General features: G+C 62.2%; 17 protein-coding genes. 11 read left to right on the forward strand and 6 right to left on the reverse strand.

Translation table 11 applies throughout. The annotated features are described in order from the left end of the window. The first annotated feature begins 149 nt into the window (after positions 1-149). Genes E2E30_RS18940 through E2E30_RS18950 form a run of 3 tightly spaced genes read left to right on the forward strand, consistent with a single transcriptional unit; the run spans position 150 to position 3,036 of the window. Complete coding sequence (locus E2E30_RS18940) at positions 150-731, forward strand: hypothetical protein (RefSeq protein WP_133192363.1); 582 nt, start codon at positions 150-152, stop codon at positions 729-731. After that, positions 728-2,152 (forward strand): relaxase/mobilization nuclease domain-containing protein, encoded by a 1,425-nt coding sequence (locus E2E30_RS18945; RefSeq protein WP_240699143.1) that lies wholly within the window; start codon positions 728-730, stop codon positions 2,150-2,152. Before E2E30_RS18940 ends, E2E30_RS18945 begins: the two co-directional genes overlap by 4 nt. Continuing rightward, positions 2,149-3,036 carry a hypothetical protein gene (locus E2E30_RS18950; RefSeq protein ID WP_133192239.1) on the forward strand — a complete coding sequence of 296 codons (888 nt, stop codon included), beginning with the start codon at positions 2,149-2,151 and terminating at the stop codon, positions 3,034-3,036. Before E2E30_RS18945 ends, E2E30_RS18950 begins: the two co-directional genes overlap by 4 nt. Before the next feature lie 40 nt (positions 3,037-3,076). Here E2E30_RS18950 and E2E30_RS20855 read toward each other — a convergent pair whose 3' ends face one another. From E2E30_RS20855 to E2E30_RS18980, 6 genes are all read right to left on the reverse strand, one after another. Next, on the reverse strand, positions 3,077-3,340 hold the full coding sequence (locus E2E30_RS20855; protein WP_165954593.1) for a hypothetical protein: 264 nt from the start codon (positions 3,338-3,340) through the stop codon (positions 3,077-3,079). Positions 3,341-3,629: 289 nt separating this feature from the next. After that, positions 3,630-3,893, reverse strand: a complete 264-nt coding sequence (locus tag E2E30_RS18960; protein ID WP_024310576.1) for a DksA/TraR family C4-type zinc finger protein — start codon at positions 3,891-3,893, stop codon at positions 3,630-3,632. 127 nt (positions 3,894-4,020) lie between these two features. Continuing rightward, positions 4,021-4,917 (reverse strand): bestrophin family protein, encoded by an 897-nt coding sequence (locus E2E30_RS18965; protein ID WP_133192241.1) that lies wholly within the window; start codon positions 4,915-4,917, stop codon positions 4,021-4,023. 67 nt (positions 4,918-4,984) lie between these two features. Next, positions 4,985-5,101, reverse strand: coding sequence for a DUF2474 domain-containing protein (locus E2E30_RS18970; RefSeq protein WP_133192242.1), 117 nt, complete (start codon positions 5,099-5,101; stop codon positions 4,985-4,987). Further along, complete coding sequence (cydB, locus tag E2E30_RS18975) at positions 5,101-6,105, reverse strand: cytochrome d ubiquinol oxidase subunit II (RefSeq protein ID WP_133192366.1); 1,005 nt, start codon at positions 6,103-6,105, stop codon at positions 5,101-5,103. Before cydB ends, E2E30_RS18970 begins: the two co-directional genes overlap by 1 nt. A gap of 2 nt (positions 6,106-6,107) precedes the next feature. Continuing rightward, the gene (locus E2E30_RS18980; RefSeq protein ID WP_133192243.1) at positions 6,108-7,520 is read right to left on the reverse strand and encodes a cytochrome ubiquinol oxidase subunit I; all 1,413 of its coding nucleotides are present in this window, start codon (positions 7,518-7,520) and stop codon (positions 6,108-6,110) included. Between the two features lie 288 nt (positions 7,521-7,808). Here E2E30_RS18980 and E2E30_RS18985 point away from each other — a divergent pair, with 288 nt between their 5' ends. The 8 genes from E2E30_RS18985 (at position 7,809) to E2E30_RS19020 (ending at position 16,260) form a co-directional block, all read left to right on the forward strand. Beyond that, positions 7,809-8,099, forward strand: a complete 291-nt coding sequence (locus tag E2E30_RS18985) for a metal/formaldehyde-sensitive transcriptional repressor (protein ID WP_133192367.1) — start codon at positions 7,809-7,811, stop codon at positions 8,097-8,099. Positions 8,100-8,346: 247 nt separating this feature from the next. Next, positions 8,347-9,267: a LysR family transcriptional regulator gene (locus tag E2E30_RS18990; RefSeq protein ID WP_133192244.1), complete on the forward strand. Its 921-nt coding sequence runs from the start codon at positions 8,347-8,349 to the stop codon at positions 9,265-9,267. Between the two features lie 231 nt (positions 9,268-9,498). Continuing rightward, a complete protein-coding gene (locus E2E30_RS18995; RefSeq protein ID WP_020486678.1) occupies positions 9,499-10,710 on the forward strand; it encodes a glutathione-independent formaldehyde dehydrogenase in 1,212 nt (403 codons plus the stop codon). Between the two features lie 341 nt (positions 10,711-11,051). Continuing rightward, positions 11,052-12,161 (forward strand): S-(hydroxymethyl)glutathione dehydrogenase/class III alcohol dehydrogenase, encoded by a 1,110-nt coding sequence (locus E2E30_RS19000; RefSeq protein ID WP_017980840.1) that lies wholly within the window; start codon positions 11,052-11,054, stop codon positions 12,159-12,161. A 52-nt stretch (positions 12,162-12,213) separates the two neighbouring features. Continuing rightward, positions 12,214-12,612 (forward strand): VOC family protein, encoded by a 399-nt coding sequence (locus E2E30_RS19005; RefSeq protein WP_062126553.1) that lies wholly within the window; start codon positions 12,214-12,216, stop codon positions 12,610-12,612. Positions 12,613-12,759: 147 nt separating this feature from the next. After that, positions 12,760-13,590 carry an S-formylglutathione hydrolase gene (fghA, locus tag E2E30_RS19010; RefSeq protein ID WP_133192245.1) on the forward strand — a complete coding sequence of 277 codons (831 nt, stop codon included), beginning with the start codon at positions 12,760-12,762 and terminating at the stop codon, positions 13,588-13,590. A gap of 20 nt (positions 13,591-13,610) precedes the next feature. Then, positions 13,611-14,945: an NAD(P)/FAD-dependent oxidoreductase gene (locus E2E30_RS19015; RefSeq protein ID WP_133192246.1), complete on the forward strand. Its 1,335-nt coding sequence runs from the start codon at positions 13,611-13,613 to the stop codon at positions 14,943-14,945. A gap of 40 nt (positions 14,946-14,985) precedes the next feature. Continuing rightward, entirely contained in the window at positions 14,986-16,260 is a 1,275-nt protein-coding gene (locus E2E30_RS19020) for a DUF3422 domain-containing protein (protein WP_133192247.1), read from the forward strand. Positions 16,261-16,263 lie beyond the last annotated feature (3 nt).

Here is a 16,263-nt window from a genome sequence, read left to right on the forward strand (position 1 = left end):
TCTTCCCTTCGGTCAGCGCCAGCGGGTTTCATGGCCCGGGCCATGAAAATGAGGTTCGAAGTTGTGGGGAATGTTTGATGGCAGGATATGCCACATGGCACCAATGTATTACATTGGCTGATGTGACGCCGCTGCACGGGGCTGTAGGGATGATGGTAAGTCTGCGTTTGAAGGAAGAGTTGATCGCCGAGATCGACCGCATCGCTTCCGCAAATGGGCAAACCCGTAGCGCTTGGATCGCGAACGTCCTTTCGCGAGCAGCGCTTTCTCCCGAGAACGACGATCTTCCAATCGGCGTCGAGGAGGGGCGGGGACACCCCGACGATCAGGTGCGCGTGACGGTGCGTCTCCATCGCAGCGAGATCGAGGCGATTGACAGGGTTGGTTCTCCGCTGCGTCTCACCCGCAATGAATGGATCAAACGGGCGCTACGATGGCAGCTTTGGGACAAAGCCGGGATGCTTCGTCTTGCGCCGGTTACGCAGACAGAGATCGGTAAGGTGCGTAAGCAGGTGCTGGCGATCGGCCGAAACATCAACCAGGCCGTCCATGCGATGAACGCGGCCAATCAGCCGGAAAGCACACTCAACCTAGCCCGGATCGCCGAACCGTTCCTTGAAACCTGCGCGGACCTGAAGGCCCTTCTGTTCGCAACGCGGCGAGAGCTGTCCTCGTATGTCGGGGGCGAAGTGGGCTATTGGACCGGGGCGTTTAAGGATGCCGGGAAGTGAGCTTCCGGCTCTCCCCCGGCACGCTCGATTCCATGGCCGGCGTGTATGCGCCTCCCAAGAAGTATCGGATGGGATCGGGTGGCGGAAAGGGCAAGAGCGCGAAGTCGGGCGACGCGATGCTTGTCTTCGCGGTCGCGGCCATGGTTCCGAAATCTTCGCATTCGGGGACTGCCTTCCGCCCCAGCTCGCAGACGAAACACGCCTTTGGAACCGGCTCCCATGCGGGCGTCAGCGGGCGTGCAATCGCGGCGATGGATCGCACCGCGCGACGATCGCCAGAGGTGATGGTCCGTATTACGGGGCGTCAACATGGCGGCGGGCACGTCCTCGCAAACTTCTCTTATATCAGCCGCCTTGGGCATGGGGCGGAGAAGCAGGTGCCGCTCTATACAAGTGACGGCGACATTCTCCACGACGGGAAGGATATGCAAATTCTTGCCCAGGATTGGCAGGAATGGGAGATGGGAGATGATGCGCGTCGCAAGGGCGCTACGTCCATTTCCATGATCCTTTCTATGCCCGCGGGCACCGATCCCGAGCGGTTGAGAGAGGCGGCGCTGGACTTCGCACGCGAAGAGTTTGCGAACCGATCATGGGTGGCGTCGCTCCATGTCGATCGCGACCATCCCCACGTCCACCTTACTTTCGCGCGCCGCGATCATGATGGCCGGCGCTTCCATCCAAGCCGCGATGACCTGTTTCGGTATCGGCAGCGGTTTGCGGCGAGGTTGCGAGATCGAGGTATTGAGGCGAACGCCACTCCTGCGAGAGCGCGGGGCATCGACCCGAAGCATGAGCCGATCGCGGCGAAGAAGGTGCGGGAGAAGGGGCAGGTTCCGCGCGTGGACAGAAGCCGTGCCGAACGCGCACGGAGCTTCCGCGACCGAGGCATTCCCGATCCGGTGAACGCTGTCCTTGCCAATCAGCGGGCAGCGGTGTTGACGGCCTATGAGCGGTCGATCGCGGAGCTATCATCGTCCCCTTCGCTCGCCGATCAGGCGATTGCCAAGAGCCTTGAGAAATTCGTCGCTTCCATGCCGGCGCCGGAACCCAATTCAGTACGGGCGGATCGATTGGCGAGAGGCGAGCGCGATGCTCCTTCCCAGCTTGGTCGCGATGGAGGTGTGACCACGGCGCTAGATCCGGTTGCTGCTGCGCTCGCGCGGGCGAAGGCGATGCGCGAGCAGATTGAGGCGGGCAAGAGCGACTTGTCCGCGCACGAGCAGCCGCAGAGCGGGGCAAATGCCGAGCGTCCTTCTGGCGTATCGGATCGTCTGCGCTCGCTGATGGACGACGCCAGTCGGTCGGCTCCGGCGCCGGAGCCGGGCAAAGCGGATGACATCATGCGACAGACCCAGGAGCGGGATCGAGAGCAACGCGAGCGCGATCGGACACGCGATAAGGATGGACCACGGCGATGACCACGGAAGGCAGCGACGTCATCATGGCGGCCGTGCTGGACGCCCTTACGATGGTGCAGGGGCAGCTCGACACGATCGCGAAGAGCAACGCGCGGATTGAGGCGACGCACAAGGACATTCTCCATCGGCTCGACACGATCGACGCGGGCCAGGCCGGCGTTACGGACTTGGTGCCGGTGTTAGAAACGATCCTTGGGCGGTTGATCGAGGACCGCGACGTGAACCGCGCAGGCTTCGCGAAGACGGCCGAGGTTGCCGCGTTCGCCTATGCCGCTGCTATGGGCAACCGGATGCCTCTGCCCGTCGAGGTGGCGGATGATCCGTTGCTCGAACGCTTCATGCTCCTTCAACCCCCCGATCATGTCGCAGAGGGCCGCGCCCTGGTGGAATGGCGGCGCACGATCAAGAGCGCCGGTACGGCCGAGCTGGTCGACGTCCTGAGTCGCCAATATGAACCATCGCCCACCGACACGCCCGAGGCGCGGGTGCTGCGCTATCAACTCGCTGCACTCACCCGCGCGGAGATCGACGGCCGTGGCGAGGCGTTGCCGGCGCTACCGCACGGCACGGTGGCGCAAGATCGGTCCTCGCAAGCCCGCAAGGCGCGTTCGGAGGATCTAGCGCGGTTGTGGCGCGCCGGCCCCAGCGTCGCGCTGTTCGCCGAGGCCGAGCTTGCGCCGACGCTGGACCTTTTCGCCAAGGCAGAGCGCGAGCGCGAGGGGACGATCGGCGAGGCGCAGCTTTCGGCCGAGCTGGCGGCGCTGCATGGCGATTTGGGCGATCGGATCGAGGCGGGCGAGCGCCCGTCGCTTCCGACAGGGCGGGAAACGAACGCCGGCGAGCGGTCGAGCGCGATCGAGGCCGATAACAGCAGGCGGCGCTAGGGCCTCCTCGCGGTTGACAGTTTGAGCGGCCGAGCCCCGGTTACGGCACATGATCTTCGCACGGGCCTGGCTCAAGACCTGACCCTACACGGACCATGTTGGTCAGAAATTCGGCAAAATGCCGGCCTTCGTCCAAGTCGATCCACAGGGGTTGGAAGGGGCCTTCAATCCTATCTAGCCACTCTCGCAGCTTTGCTCGGTTGTCGGCAGCGTTCTCACGTTCGACAAGCGCGCTCGCTATCGCGGCTGCCTGCATGGAATAGCCGACATTGGGCAGGCCGGCAGGAAAACTCGTAACACCCATTATCGTCCCTTTCTGGAATAGAGCCGAAGGCGATGGCTCACATCGACTTCTGGCCCTCGCCGAGAGCGGGGGGTGAATGGGCAAATGGGGCCGATCGGGGGGGAGGGGGATCGCCCGCCCTGCACAAGCCGCAGGCGCGGAAGGGTGGGGAAACCGCCCCGATCGCCAAGCGGAGCGCGCCCGCGCGCGGAGACGGTCCAGCCCTTGCACAGAGGGGGGCGGCGCCCCCTTCATCCTCAGCGCCGCTTTAGCGGCGCTCGAATAACGTGGTTGGCCCCCCCTCGCGCAATTAGCGCAACTGGCTGTCCTTGCTGCCCCGGCGATTGATGCCGGTGAAGGTCGGGCGCTTATCGCGCTCGCTTTGACAGGCGACACAGGTTCTTACGCCGGGTATGGCCGTGCGGCGTTTCGCCGGGATTTCGTCGCCGCAAACCTCGCAGTCGGTGCTACCCTCGCCGGAAGGCAGACGCGATCGGGCGGCGAAAACCGCGTCCATGATCGTTGCATCAATCTGGTCCTGCACCGCACTATCGGGTGCCCATCCATTTGCCATCGCCACAAGCTCCTCGATTTTGACCTTGGGGGTCAGATAGTCGGGGGCGCATGGGCAAAGCACGCGACTATCCAGCACAGCACCCGAATATAGGGTACTCCCTGCCAGTATCAAGGAGTGTGGAAATTTAGCTCAGGACGGATTTATGGGGTTCCAGTGGCGCGGGTAGATCTTCTTCGCCAAGCAGCGACAACATATCCCGCTCGATTGTCCGCTTCATCGCATACAGCGGCAGACAGTTTGGCTCGACGCCGAACGGGTCTTCCAGCTCGTGACCCAGCGCATCGAGGCCGAAAAAGGTATAGGCGGTGAGGAGCACCGGCAGGAGCGTCCACCAGTCGAGTGATCCTGCGAGCGCGAAGGGAAGCATCACGCAAAAGATAATTGCGGTGCGATGGAGCAGCAGAGAATAGGCGAACGGCACGGGCGTTGTGGATATCCGCTCACAAGCGCCCTGAACCTTGCCGAAGGATCGCATGTCTTCTGCCACGACGGCATAGTGAATCGGCGTAATGACGCCAGTCTGCTTTAGCTGGAGCAGCCTGCGCCCCATACGATCGAGCACGAGGTTCGTGACGTTCGGGCTCTTTGTCGCCGGGCCGATATCGACCCACGGCGCAATGGCGGCGATTTCGTCCTCGCCGCGAAGGCGTGCGGTGAGGCCGCAGGCAAAGCCACATATGCTATGGAGCAACGCGCGCCGATCCTCGTCAGGGAGAAGCGATGTCTCGCGCGCGAACGAACGGGCCGAGATAATCAGATCGCCCCATAGCTGCCGCCCCTCCCACCATCGCGCATAGCAGGCATTGTTGCGGAAGCTCATGAAGATCGAGAGCGCGATACCGATCAGGGTGAAAGGGATCGTCGAAATCCGCGCGAAAATGCCGGGATGGGTTTGGGCGGCTAGGATGGCGATCACACTGACGACCGCGATCGCCGCCAGCCTCCGTGCGATGCGCGGCAGGATCGAGCCATGCACGGTGAAAATGATATCTTGGAAGCTCGGTTGCGATCGAACGATCATGGTCCGTGGAATGTCCTTCGCCTGTTTGCCAGCATTTCCATCGGCAGCTCGTCGAAACGAGCTGCCGTCAGGGTTGGAGGATGAGGCGAATGACCTGCGCGACCGCCCCCAGCGCCAAAACGCTGGCCGCCCAGATTAAGACCATCCAGGCGAGCCGTCGACCGAGCGGTTTTTGCTCATCCATCAGTGATAGCCGTGGGCGCCGACCTTACCGCGAAACACCCAATAGGCCCAGGCGGTATAGCCGAGAATGATCGGAATGATGATGGCCGCACCCGTCAGCATGAAGAGCTGGCTTTGCGGAGGAGCGGCTGCATCCCAGATCGTGACGGCGCGGGGAACGACATAGGGGTAGATGCTGATCCCCAGCCCAACGAAACCGAGAAAGAACAGGCCAAGCGCCATAATGAAGGGCAGGCGCTCCGCGCCGCGCTTCAGGCTCCAGAAGAAGGTTGCAGCGCAGATCGCCACCAGCAGAGGAACCTGCGCGGTGAGAAGCACGCCGGGCATCGCAAACCAGCGTCGCCAATAGTCATAGGTCAGGAACGGCGTCGCGGCACTGACGGCGAAAAGCGCGAGTAGCGTCGCCCCGCCGAGCCAAAAAGCCAGACGCCGCGCGCGTCGTTGGCCCGGCCCTTCGGTTTTCCAGACCAGCCAGGCCGCGCCTAGAAGCGCATATCCGATCACGACTGCCGCGCCGGTCAAGAGGCTGAACGCGCTTAACCAATCCAGCCACCCCCCGGCATAGGCATCGGCCTCGACCCGCACGCCTTGCAGGATCGCGCCCAGCGTGATCCCCTGCGAGAACGCCGCTAGAACGGACCCAAAGCTGAAGGCGACATCCCAGAAGGGACGATGGCGCGGATCTCGCCAACGAAACTCGAATGCCACCCCGCGAAACACGAGACCGAGCAACATCGCGATGATGAGCGGGTAGGTTGCGGGAAGGATGATGGCGTAGGCAAGGGGAAAGGCCGCGAAGAGACCGCCTCCGCCCAGCACGAGCCATGTTTCATTGCCATCCCAGACCGGCGCGATCGAGTTCATTGCCTGATCTCGCTCTTCTCCGACCGAAAGGCTCGGAAAGAGGATGCCGATGCCCAGATCGAACCCGTCCATCACGACATAGGCGAAGACAGCAAAGCCGATGATACCGGCCCAGATTATGGTGAGATCGAGGTGCTCCATGTTCATGCCTCTCGTCCGGTCGAAGCAACGACGCCGCTCGCCGGCGTAATGCCCGCCGCACGTTGCGGCACCTTGGACGGTTCCGGCTCACCGGCTGCGGGTGGCTTTGCCATCATCCGGAGCAGATAATAGGTGCCGGCCCCGAAGGCGCCGAAATAGACGAGGATGAAAGCGATGAGGGACGCCGCGACGGCGGGTGCGGCCAGGGGGGAATGGGACTCTGCGGTTCGCAGCAGGCCGTAAACGGTGAAGGGCTGTCGCCCAACCTCCGTCGTCACCCATCCTGCTATGACCGCGACGAAACCTGACGGACCAAGCGCGACAGCGGCGCGGTGAAGCCAGTGCCAGTCATAGAGCTTGCCGCGCCAGCGGGCGAGCAGGCTCCAAAGTCCCAGCCCCAGCATGGCGAGGCCCATCGCCACCATGATCCGAAACGACCAGAAGACGATCGGCGTGGGCGGCCAGCGATCGCGCGGGAAGTCGTTGAGGCCGGGGAGGGGCGCTTTGGGATCGTGCTTGAGGATAAGCGATCCCAGATAGGGGATTTCGACCTTGCCGTGGACCACCGCATCCTTGTTGCTCGGGAGGCCGAAAAGGATGAGCGAAGCGCCGTCGGGGCTGGCCTCATAATGACCTTCCATCGCGAGAACCTTCGCCGGCTGATGCTCCAGCGTGTTGAGGCCGTGTTGATCGCCCGCGAGAATCTGGATCGGAGCGACAAGCGCCGCCATCCACATCGCCATCGAGAACATCTTGCGCGCGCCGGGATTCGCGCGGTCGCGCAGAAGGTGCCATCCCCCGACCGCACCGACGACCATCGCCGTCGTCAGATAGGCCCCGATGACCGTGTGAACGAGGCGGTATGGAAAGCTCGCGTTGAAGATGATCGGAAGCCACGAACCTGCGGGCACGAACTGGCCCTTGGCATTGATCGCATAGCCTGCCGGCGTCTGCATCCAGCTATTCACGGAAATGATCCAGGTCGCCGAGATGAGCGTCCCGACGGCGACCATGCAGGTCGCGAAAAAGTGCGGCCCTTTGCCCACCTTGTTGATTCCGAACAGCATGACACCGAGGAAGCCCGCTTCAAGGAAGAACGCGGTGAGAACCTCATAGGCCATCAACGGGCCGATGACGGGGCCGGCCTTGGCGGAGAACACCGACCAGTTCGTCCCAAACTGATAGGACATGACCACGCCCGAGACCACGCCCATGCCGAAGGCAACGGCGAAGATCTTGAGCCAATAGCGGTAGAGATTGGCGTAAACGCCGCTCCCCGTCTTCAGCCACAACCCTTCAAGCACCATCAGGTAACTTGCCGTACCGATGGAGAAGGCCGGAAAAATGAAGTGGAAGGAGACCGTGAACGCGAATTGTGCGCGCGCCAGGATTACCGGATCGAGATTCGCAAACACCAGATTTTCTCCCTGACTTTCGGCCTCCTCAACCGCGACCAGAGTTGTGGAGCTGCGGCGCGTGCTCGGCGAAAAGTGGAACAGCCTTGGCCGCTTTCATATCATACTCCCCACCAGTATCAAGGGGGATGGAACCATAGATCAGCTCCTGATGTTTGGAGCGGGGGAAGCGGGCTGTTGCGGCTATGAATCGGCAGAGGCCGTCGACGAGCCGCGACCCTTAATTCACAAGCGGGTTGAAACTCCCCCCCTGTATAGTATGTAATGGTGATCTTTCAGGAAAGCGCGATGCCACATTCACCAGAGGACAAGAAGCGGGCCATCACACGCCTTCGCCGTATCAAAGGGCAGGCGGAAGCGCTGGAAAGGGCGATCGAGGCAGGTACGGATTGCGCACCCCTGCTCCAACAGATCGTGGCAATGCGGGGAGCGACCAACGGATTGATGGCAGAGGTGATGGAGAGCCATCTTAAAGAGACGTTCGGGCCTTCAAGCAAGGCGGACGGGAGTCATGAGGCCGACTCTTACGACAATGACATGGAGGGGGTCATGAAGATATTGAGAACATACCTCAAATGAAGATACGACCAATCTTCGCTTGGTACGATTTGTGGGTTGGCGTTTTCATAGATCGTCCGAAGAGGCGGATATATATTTTTCCGGTTCCGTGTCTTGGATTGATGATTCAGCTTCAACACGCCGCCGCATCCTGACCGAACTACCTTTCAAGGGTCTCAGTACAGGATTGCCGCCGCCATGCCCGAGCGAGTCGAGCGCAATCGCGAATTGTCGCTGCGCCGGATGCCGCAGGCAGATGGGATAGCATATGATCGTCAAGAATTTCGAATATCTCATAGCGCTCGATCGCGAGGGCCATTTCGGGCGGGCCGCCAAGAGCTGCAACGTGTCGCAGCCGACGCTTTCGGCGGGCATCAAGCAGCTAGAGGAAGATCTGGGCGTCGAGATCGTGCGGCATGGCCGGCGATATGACGGTCTCACATTGGAAGGCGAGACGGTGCTCGCCTGGGCCAAGAAGATCGAACGCGACTGTGACGGGCTGGAGAATGACCTGTCGGCCCTCAAACGCGGGCTGGAGGGCCTGTTCCGTTTGGGTATGGTATCAGGCACTTCGACTGTCGGCGCGATCGTCAGCGCTGCTCTTGCGGATCAAATCCCCCTGCTGGGGCAAACCGTGACGGCGAACGGCACCGCTTCGCTGTTGAGATCCTTGCTGGATCACGAAATGGACATGGCGCTGACCTATCTCGGCGAGGTTCCAAAGGACGAGTTCGAGACCCATCATCTCTACCGGGAACATACGACCCTGTTCCAGATGAACGAAGAGCCGCAGCCCAAGCGAGTCGCGTGGGATCATGTAGTGAGCCTGCCGCTTTGCATTCTGGCAGGCGCGCTCCCCAGCGAGGCACAGTTGCAGCTCGCGCACTGCTCGGCCGCGACGATCAACACGGACACGATCGACATTCTGGCCGCGCACCTGGCCACAGGGCGTTATGCGGCAGTCTTGCCCCAGTCGCTTGCGACCCGCCTCGCCCACATTCCAAACCTTCAGGCTTCAGCGCTGACGGGTGCGGGCGCGCACGCAGATGTTGGATTCGTCAGCGTCAAGGGCGAGGCAAAGTCGCCGCCCTCGGCAGCCCTTCTTGAGCTGGTCCACACTCCCAAAGTCGTGTCCCCTTTGCAGGAAATCCTTGCATTGCATCGCCAATTTCAGCCTCGAAAGGGCTGAAATGGCAATGTTGCGCTGCGAAAAACGCTCATAGGAATTTTCTATCTCAAGATAGAAACTTCGAGTTTGCTGTCACATGCAGCCAAAGCCATTCTGCATGGACGATAATGAAGAGGTCTGGATCGCCAAAGGCGTATTGTGTTGATTTAATTCAGCGCAGCTCCTTTGGCGCGTCCGCTAAAAACTTCAACATTATTGAGGGGTGGCGGACGAGAGCTAGGAGATAATGCGATGGCTACCGGAAACAGGATCGTCACATTCGAGAAGCCGATGGAGATGAAGGTCAACACCTTCAAATTCCCGGAGCTGATTACTCCGCAGGGCAAGAAAGCCCCCCACGGCGCCATTCTCAAGATCGTCACCACCAATATCTGCGGCAGCGACCTTCACATCTACCGTGGTTCGTTCGAAGTCCCCAAGGGGATGACGATGGGCCATGAGATGACCGGCGAGGTGATCGAGGTCGGCTCCGACGTCGAATATATCAAGGTCGGCGATATCGTGTCCGTTCCCTTCAACGTCGGCTGCGGACGCTGCTACAACTGCAAGCACATGCGCTCGGACGTGTGCGAGCACACCAACCCCGAAGTCGATTGCGGCGCCTACGGCTTCAACCTGGGCGGATGGACCGGCGGTCAGGGGGATTACCTGTTCGTGCCCTATGCAGACTTCAATCTGCTGGCCTTCCCCGACAAGGACGCGGCCATGGCGAAGATCCGTGATCTGACGCTGCTTTCGGACGTGCTGCCGACCGCGTTCCACGGGTTCGCTGCGCCCGACTGGCCGGCGCAGCCTGCGTATATCGTCGGCGAGAATGTGCTGATCTTCGGCGCGGGGCCTGTCGGTCGCGCGGGCGCAGCCTGCGCGAAGCTCCTCGGTGCCGGCGCCATCATCGTCGCCGACTTCATTCAGGAGCGGCTCGATCTCCTCAAGCCGCACGGCGTCGAGACCATCAACCTGTCGGACGGCATTCCGATCGAGGATCATCTGGAACGGATCACCGGCAAGCGCGAGGCCGATCGCGTCATCGACTATGTGGGCCTCGACTGTCGCGGGTTCGGGGCGGAGTCCGACCAGATCGTCGAGAACGCCGTCACCAACGCGCTGCTGAAATATGTCCGCTTCGGTGGGATGACCAGCACGGTCGGCGTTTACTGCCCCAATCCGATCTCCAAGAATCGGGACAACAAGAAGGGCAGCATGGAAGTCGATTGGGCCAGTGGCTGGATCAAGTCGCCGCGGATGTCGGCAGGCCAGTCGCCGACGGCGAATTACAACCACGCCCTCATGCGGGCGATCCTGAACGATCGGATGCCCTATCTGACCCCGATGATGAACACGAAAATCATCAAGCTGGAGGATGCGCCGGCGGCCTACAAGGAGTTCGATGACGGATCGGCGTTCAAGTACGTCATCGATCCGCACGGCTCCGTGGCGGCCTGATCTTCTTCTAACCCGGAATGTCCCCCGGTCATGACCGGGGGACATTCTGAGTCGTAGGGGGCGGACTGCCTTCCGCACGAACACCCCCTTCCGGCTTGTCGATCTAACTCCCCCCCGGATCGGCAAGCCGCCCCTTTCCGGAAACGCAGCATCAACGATCGCGCTGCGCTTTCCCAAGCCATGACGTCCTGTCAGGCGCTTGCATCCCTCAGTCGATATCCCTCTTGCATACTGGCTAGGAGTATATTAGACATACTCCCGCCAGTATGTGTTTGTCCGAGAGTCGCGCTTCGCCGGGCTTCACAACCGGCGGTCCGATTCAACCAACGAGGGAAATCAAAATGAAATCTCGCGCCGCCGTAGCCTTCGAGGCAGGCAAGCCGCTCGAAATCGTCGAGATCGATGTCGCACCGCCCCAGAAAGGCGAAGTGCTCATCAAGGTCACGCATACCGGGGTATGCCACACCGACGCTTTCACGCTGTCCGGCAACGATCCGGAGGGCATTTTCCCGGTCGTTCTCGGCCACGAGGGCGCGGGCATCGTCGTCGAGGTCGGCGAGGGCGTCACCAGCGTCAAGCCGGGCGATCACGTCATTCCGCTCTACACCGCCGAGTGCGGCAAGTGCGAGTTCTGTCTGTCCGGCAAGACCAACCTGTGCGTCGCGGTCCGCGAAACGCAGGGCAAGGGCCTGATGCCTGATGGCACCACGCGCTTCTCCTACAACGGCCAGCCCCTCTATCACTACATGGGCTGCTCGACGTTCAGCGAATACACCGTCGTCGCCGAAGTCTCGCTTGCCAAGATCAACCCCGAAGCGAACCCCGAGCATGTCTGCCTTCTGGGCTGCGGCGTCACCACCGGCATCGGCGCCGTCCATAACACCGCCAAGGTGCAGCCCGGCGACTCGGTTGCCGTGTTCGGTCTGGGCGGCATCGGTCTCGCCGCGATCCAGGGCGCGCGTCAGGCCAAGGCAGGACGCATCATCGCGATCGACACCAACCCGACGAAGTTCGAGCTGGCACGTCAGTTCGGCGCGACCGACTGCATCAACCCCAAGGACTATGACAAGCCGATCCAGCAAGTGCTGATCGAGATGACCGGGTGGGGCATCGACCACACCTTCGAGTGCATCGGCAACGTCCATGTCATGCGGGCCGCGCTGGAATCCGCGCATCGTGGCTGGGGCCAGTCGATCGTCATCGGCGTTGCCGGCGCGGGCCAGGAAATCTCCACCCGTCCGTTCCAGCTCGTCACGGGCCGCGTCTGGAAGGGGTCGGCCTTTGGCGGCGTCAAGGGGCGGACCCAGCTTCCCGGCATGGTCGAGGACGCCATGAAGGGCGAGATCGATCTGGCGCCCTTCGTCACCCACACCATGGGTCTCGATGAGATCAACGAGGCGTTCGACCTGATGCACGAAGGCAAGTCGATCCGCACCGTGATCCACTACTGATCCGACAGATTACGCCGTTTAGTTTCAAACACTAACCTCAAGGAAGAATATCATGGCTGACCCCGTTATCTCCGGCAACGGCGTGTTCTCGCACGTCTTCATCGGCGCTGCCGACGTCGAGCAGTCGTCGGCGTTCTATGACGCCGCTCTGGGCGCCCTGGGCGTCAAGAACCTCGGCCCCTTCGGCAATGGCTGGGTGCTGTACGGTCGCGACAAGCCCGCCTTCATCATTGCCCGTCCCGGCAATGGCGAAGCGCCCTCCAGCAACGGCGTGACGGTCGGCTTTGCCGCCGCGACGCCCGCCGAAGTGGACGCTTTCCACGCGGCCGGCCTCGCGGCCGGTGGCACCGACGAGGGCCAGCCCGGCCCGCGTGGCCACTTGCCGGGTGCCTATGCGGCCTATCTGCGTGATCCGGCGGGCAACAAGGTCTGCTCGTACACCTTCATCTGAAGCCGGAAGGTGAGGGCGATACCCGCAACCCTATGACTGGCTGTCGCCGGCGCTGAAACAGGCGCCGGCGCTTCCCCCCGCACAACAGCCAGCAAAAGGGCTCCTATCGCCACACCGTCCACCAACCGTCGAAGCAAGGAAACAAAAATGGAACGTGTCGAACATCACGCCAGCTTCGGCGGTTGGCAGGACGTCTATCAGCATGACTCGATCAGCCTGGGTTGCCCGATGAAGGTCGGCGTCTATCTGCCTCCCCAGGTGAAAGACGGTCGCGTGCCGGTGCTGTATTGGCTGTCCGGTCTGACCTGCACCGAGCAGAATTTCATCACCAAGGCTGTCGCGCAGCGTTTCGCTGCCGAGCACGGGATCATCCTCGTCGTGCCGGACACGAGCCCGCGAGGCGAAGGCGTGGCCGACGATCCCAGCTATGATCTGGGGCAGGGCGCCGGCTTCTACGTCAACGCGACGCAGGAACCTTGGGCCGCCCACTACCGCATGTACGATTATGTCGTCGAGGAATTGCCGGCGCTGATCGAAGCCACATTCCCGGCCGATGATCGCCGGGCTATCGCGGGCCATTCCATGGGCGGGCATGGCGCCCTTGTTGCCGCCCTGCGCAACCCCGGACGCTATCGCAGCGTATCGGCCTTCTCGCCGATCGTAGCGCCGAGCCAGGTGCCTTGGGGCGAGCGTGCCTTCACGGCCTATCTGGGTGACGATCGCGAGGCGTGGAAGCAATATGACGCGATCGAACTTATCAAGGGCGCCCGCGAGCGTCTGCCGTTGCTCGTCCATCAGGGTCTGGATGACGAGTTTGTCGAGCGCGAGCTGCGCCCAGACTTGCTAGAGGCGGCGTGCAAGGCTGCCGAGCACCCGTTGACGCTCCATCGGCTGCCTGGATACGACCACAGCTATTATTTCATCGCGAGCTTCATCGGCGAGCATATCGCCCACCATGCCGCGGCGCTGTCCCAATGACCGGGCCGTCACCTTCAACCATGCGCGAAATCGCGCCCAGCCATGACCCGGCCGCGGGCCGCCATCGCGTGGTGGTCGTGGGGGCGGGCTTCGGCGGCCTCGAAACCGTGCAGCGGCTCGCCGGGAGCGGCGTGGACATCACGCTCGTCGATCGCCGCAACCACCATCTCTTTCAGCCGCTGCTCTATCAGGTGGCGGGCGCCTCGCTGTCGCCATCAGAGATCGCATGGCCGATCCGTTCGCTCTTCGCCAAGCGGAAGGACGTGCGGACCCTGCTCGGCGAGGTTGAAGGTGTCGATACAGGCGGTCGGCGCGTCATTCTGGAGGACGGCTCGACGGTTGCCTATGACACGCTCGTCATCGCGACGGGCGCGCGGCATTCCTATTTCGGCCACGATCAATGGGAACCGTTTGCTCCCGGCCTGAAATCGCTGGAGGATGCAACCACCATTCGCCGGCGCCTTCTGGTCGCCTTCGAGGAAGCCGAGCGTGAGACGGACCCCGCGCGCCGTGCCGCCTTGCAGACCTTCGTCATCATCGGTGGTGGCCCGACCGGCGTGGAGCTGGCCGGCACGATCGCGGAGCTTGCCCGCCTGACGCTGGTGCGGGATTTCCGGTCGATCGACCCGCGTGCGACCCGCGTCGTGCTGATCGAAGCCGGGCAACGGCTCTTGCAGGCTTTCCCGGAAGACCTCTCCGCCTATACCCGGCAGGCGCTCGAAAAGCTCGGCGTCGAAATCAAGCTCGGCACGCCGGTCACGGAATGCTCCGCCGATGGTGTCGTCGTGGATGGGAAGCAGATTCCCGCCGAAACGATCCTGTGGGCAGCAGGCGTCCAGGCATCGCCCGCCGCGCATTGGCTGAACGCTGAAGCCGATCGCGCTGGCCGCGTGATTGTCGGACCGGACCTGACGGTGCCGGGCCATCGCGACATTTTCGTGATCGGCGACACCGCGGCCTCGAACGGGTTCGATGGCAAGCCTGTCCCCGGTCTTGCGCCGGCTGCGAAGCAGGCGGGTCAATATGTCGCCCGGCTTATCCGCCAGCGCCTGAAGGGGCAGAACGAGGTCGCGCCCTTCCATTACCGGCATCAGGGCAATTTGGCGACTATCGGCCGCAGCCTTGCCGTCGTCGACATGGGCCGGTTTAAGTTGCGCGGAGCCTTGGCTTGGTGGATGTGGAAGCTCATCCACATTTATTTCCTGATCGGGGCGCAGAACCGGCTTAGTGTGGCACTAAGCTGGCTGTGGACCCATGGCATAGGATATCGTGGCTCTCGGCTGATTACTTATAGCGATCTAGATCATCGCGACGTGGGGGAGAAGGATGACAAGGGGGGAAAGCCGATTGAGTGAAGCGGGCAGCGCTCCGAATGGCGGTTCGACTGTCTATGGTATGCCGACCTATGAAAATAGGCGGGTTGCCATCGACGAGGTACATGCGCGCCCATATCTCCTGATCGAGTCACCGCGCGCCCTGGTGCAGCTCGCCTTCATGAACGAAGGCAATCTGGCCAAGGATAAGGCGACGCTCGCGGAAATATCGAGCCGAATGGGCGCGTCGCTGCCCGATCAGAACTCCCCCCTTCATGGCCTGACCTGGGATCAGGGCAAATTGCATTGTGAGAAGCATACGGAGTTTTCGACCTACCTGTGGAGCGCGCCTGTTGATCCCGACACGGGGGATCTGGCGGGCGAAGACCCGTTCAAGCACGGCTTCACCCCGCCTGGGCCGGTCATTTGCGGCATCCGGTTGGACGTGGTGGCGTGGACGGAAGAGACCGCGACCTACATTGACCGCTTCGATCCGATCAGCCGCTGCCATTCGCTCGTCGAGGACGGCATGGCGGATATCGTTACCGATTTCCGTCAGGATGCCGATGGGCTGACCCGCATCCTCATCCTCGATCGCGGCCTGACGCCGATCCGGCTTGGCGCGCTGGCGCAGCGGCTCCTTGAAATCGAGACCTATCGGACGTTGGCCCTGCTCGGTATTCCCCTGACCCAATCGCTGGGTCCGCATCTACGCAATATAGAAAAGCGCCTCGCCGCGATCACGGATGAGATGCGCAAGTCGGCTCGGCGCAACAGCGAGGCGCTGCTTTCCAAATTGACGGATCTCTCGGCCGAGCTGGAGGCGGACACGGCGTCCAGCCTCTACCGCTTCGGCGCGAGCCGCGCTTATTACGAGATCGTCGAGGAACGGCTTGCCGCACTCGGCGAAACCTTCGTCCCCGGCTGCTATCGCTGGCGCAGCTTCCTGCATCGCAGGATCGCCCCCGCCATGCGGACCTGTCGCGTGATCGAGGAGCGGCAGGCCAATCTCTCGGACAAGCTGGCGCGCGCGACCACCTTGCTGCGATCTTGGATCGATGTGCAGCTCGAACGCCAGAATAGCGACCTGCTCGCCTCGATGAACAACCGGGCGAAGCTGCAATTGCAGCTTCAGCAGACGGTGGAGGGCCTGTCTGTCGCCGCAATCTCCTATTATGTGATCGGCCTGCTCTCCTATTTCATCAAGGGCATACCGGGCATTCACGACGCAGTGGCGCCTGAGCTGGTGATCGCAGCTTTGGTTCCCCTTGTCCTCCTTGGTGTCTGGTGGACCGTTCGGCGGATCAGGCACGCACACAAGGACCATGGACAGCCGCCCGCGAAGGGGCAGATGTGACCC

Origin of the sequence: Sphingomonas sp. AAP5, from assembly GCF_004354345.1 — a bacterium.
In the GTDB taxonomy this organism is placed as follows: Bacteria; Pseudomonadota; Alphaproteobacteria; order Sphingomonadales; family Sphingomonadaceae; genus Sphingomonas; species Sphingomonas glacialis.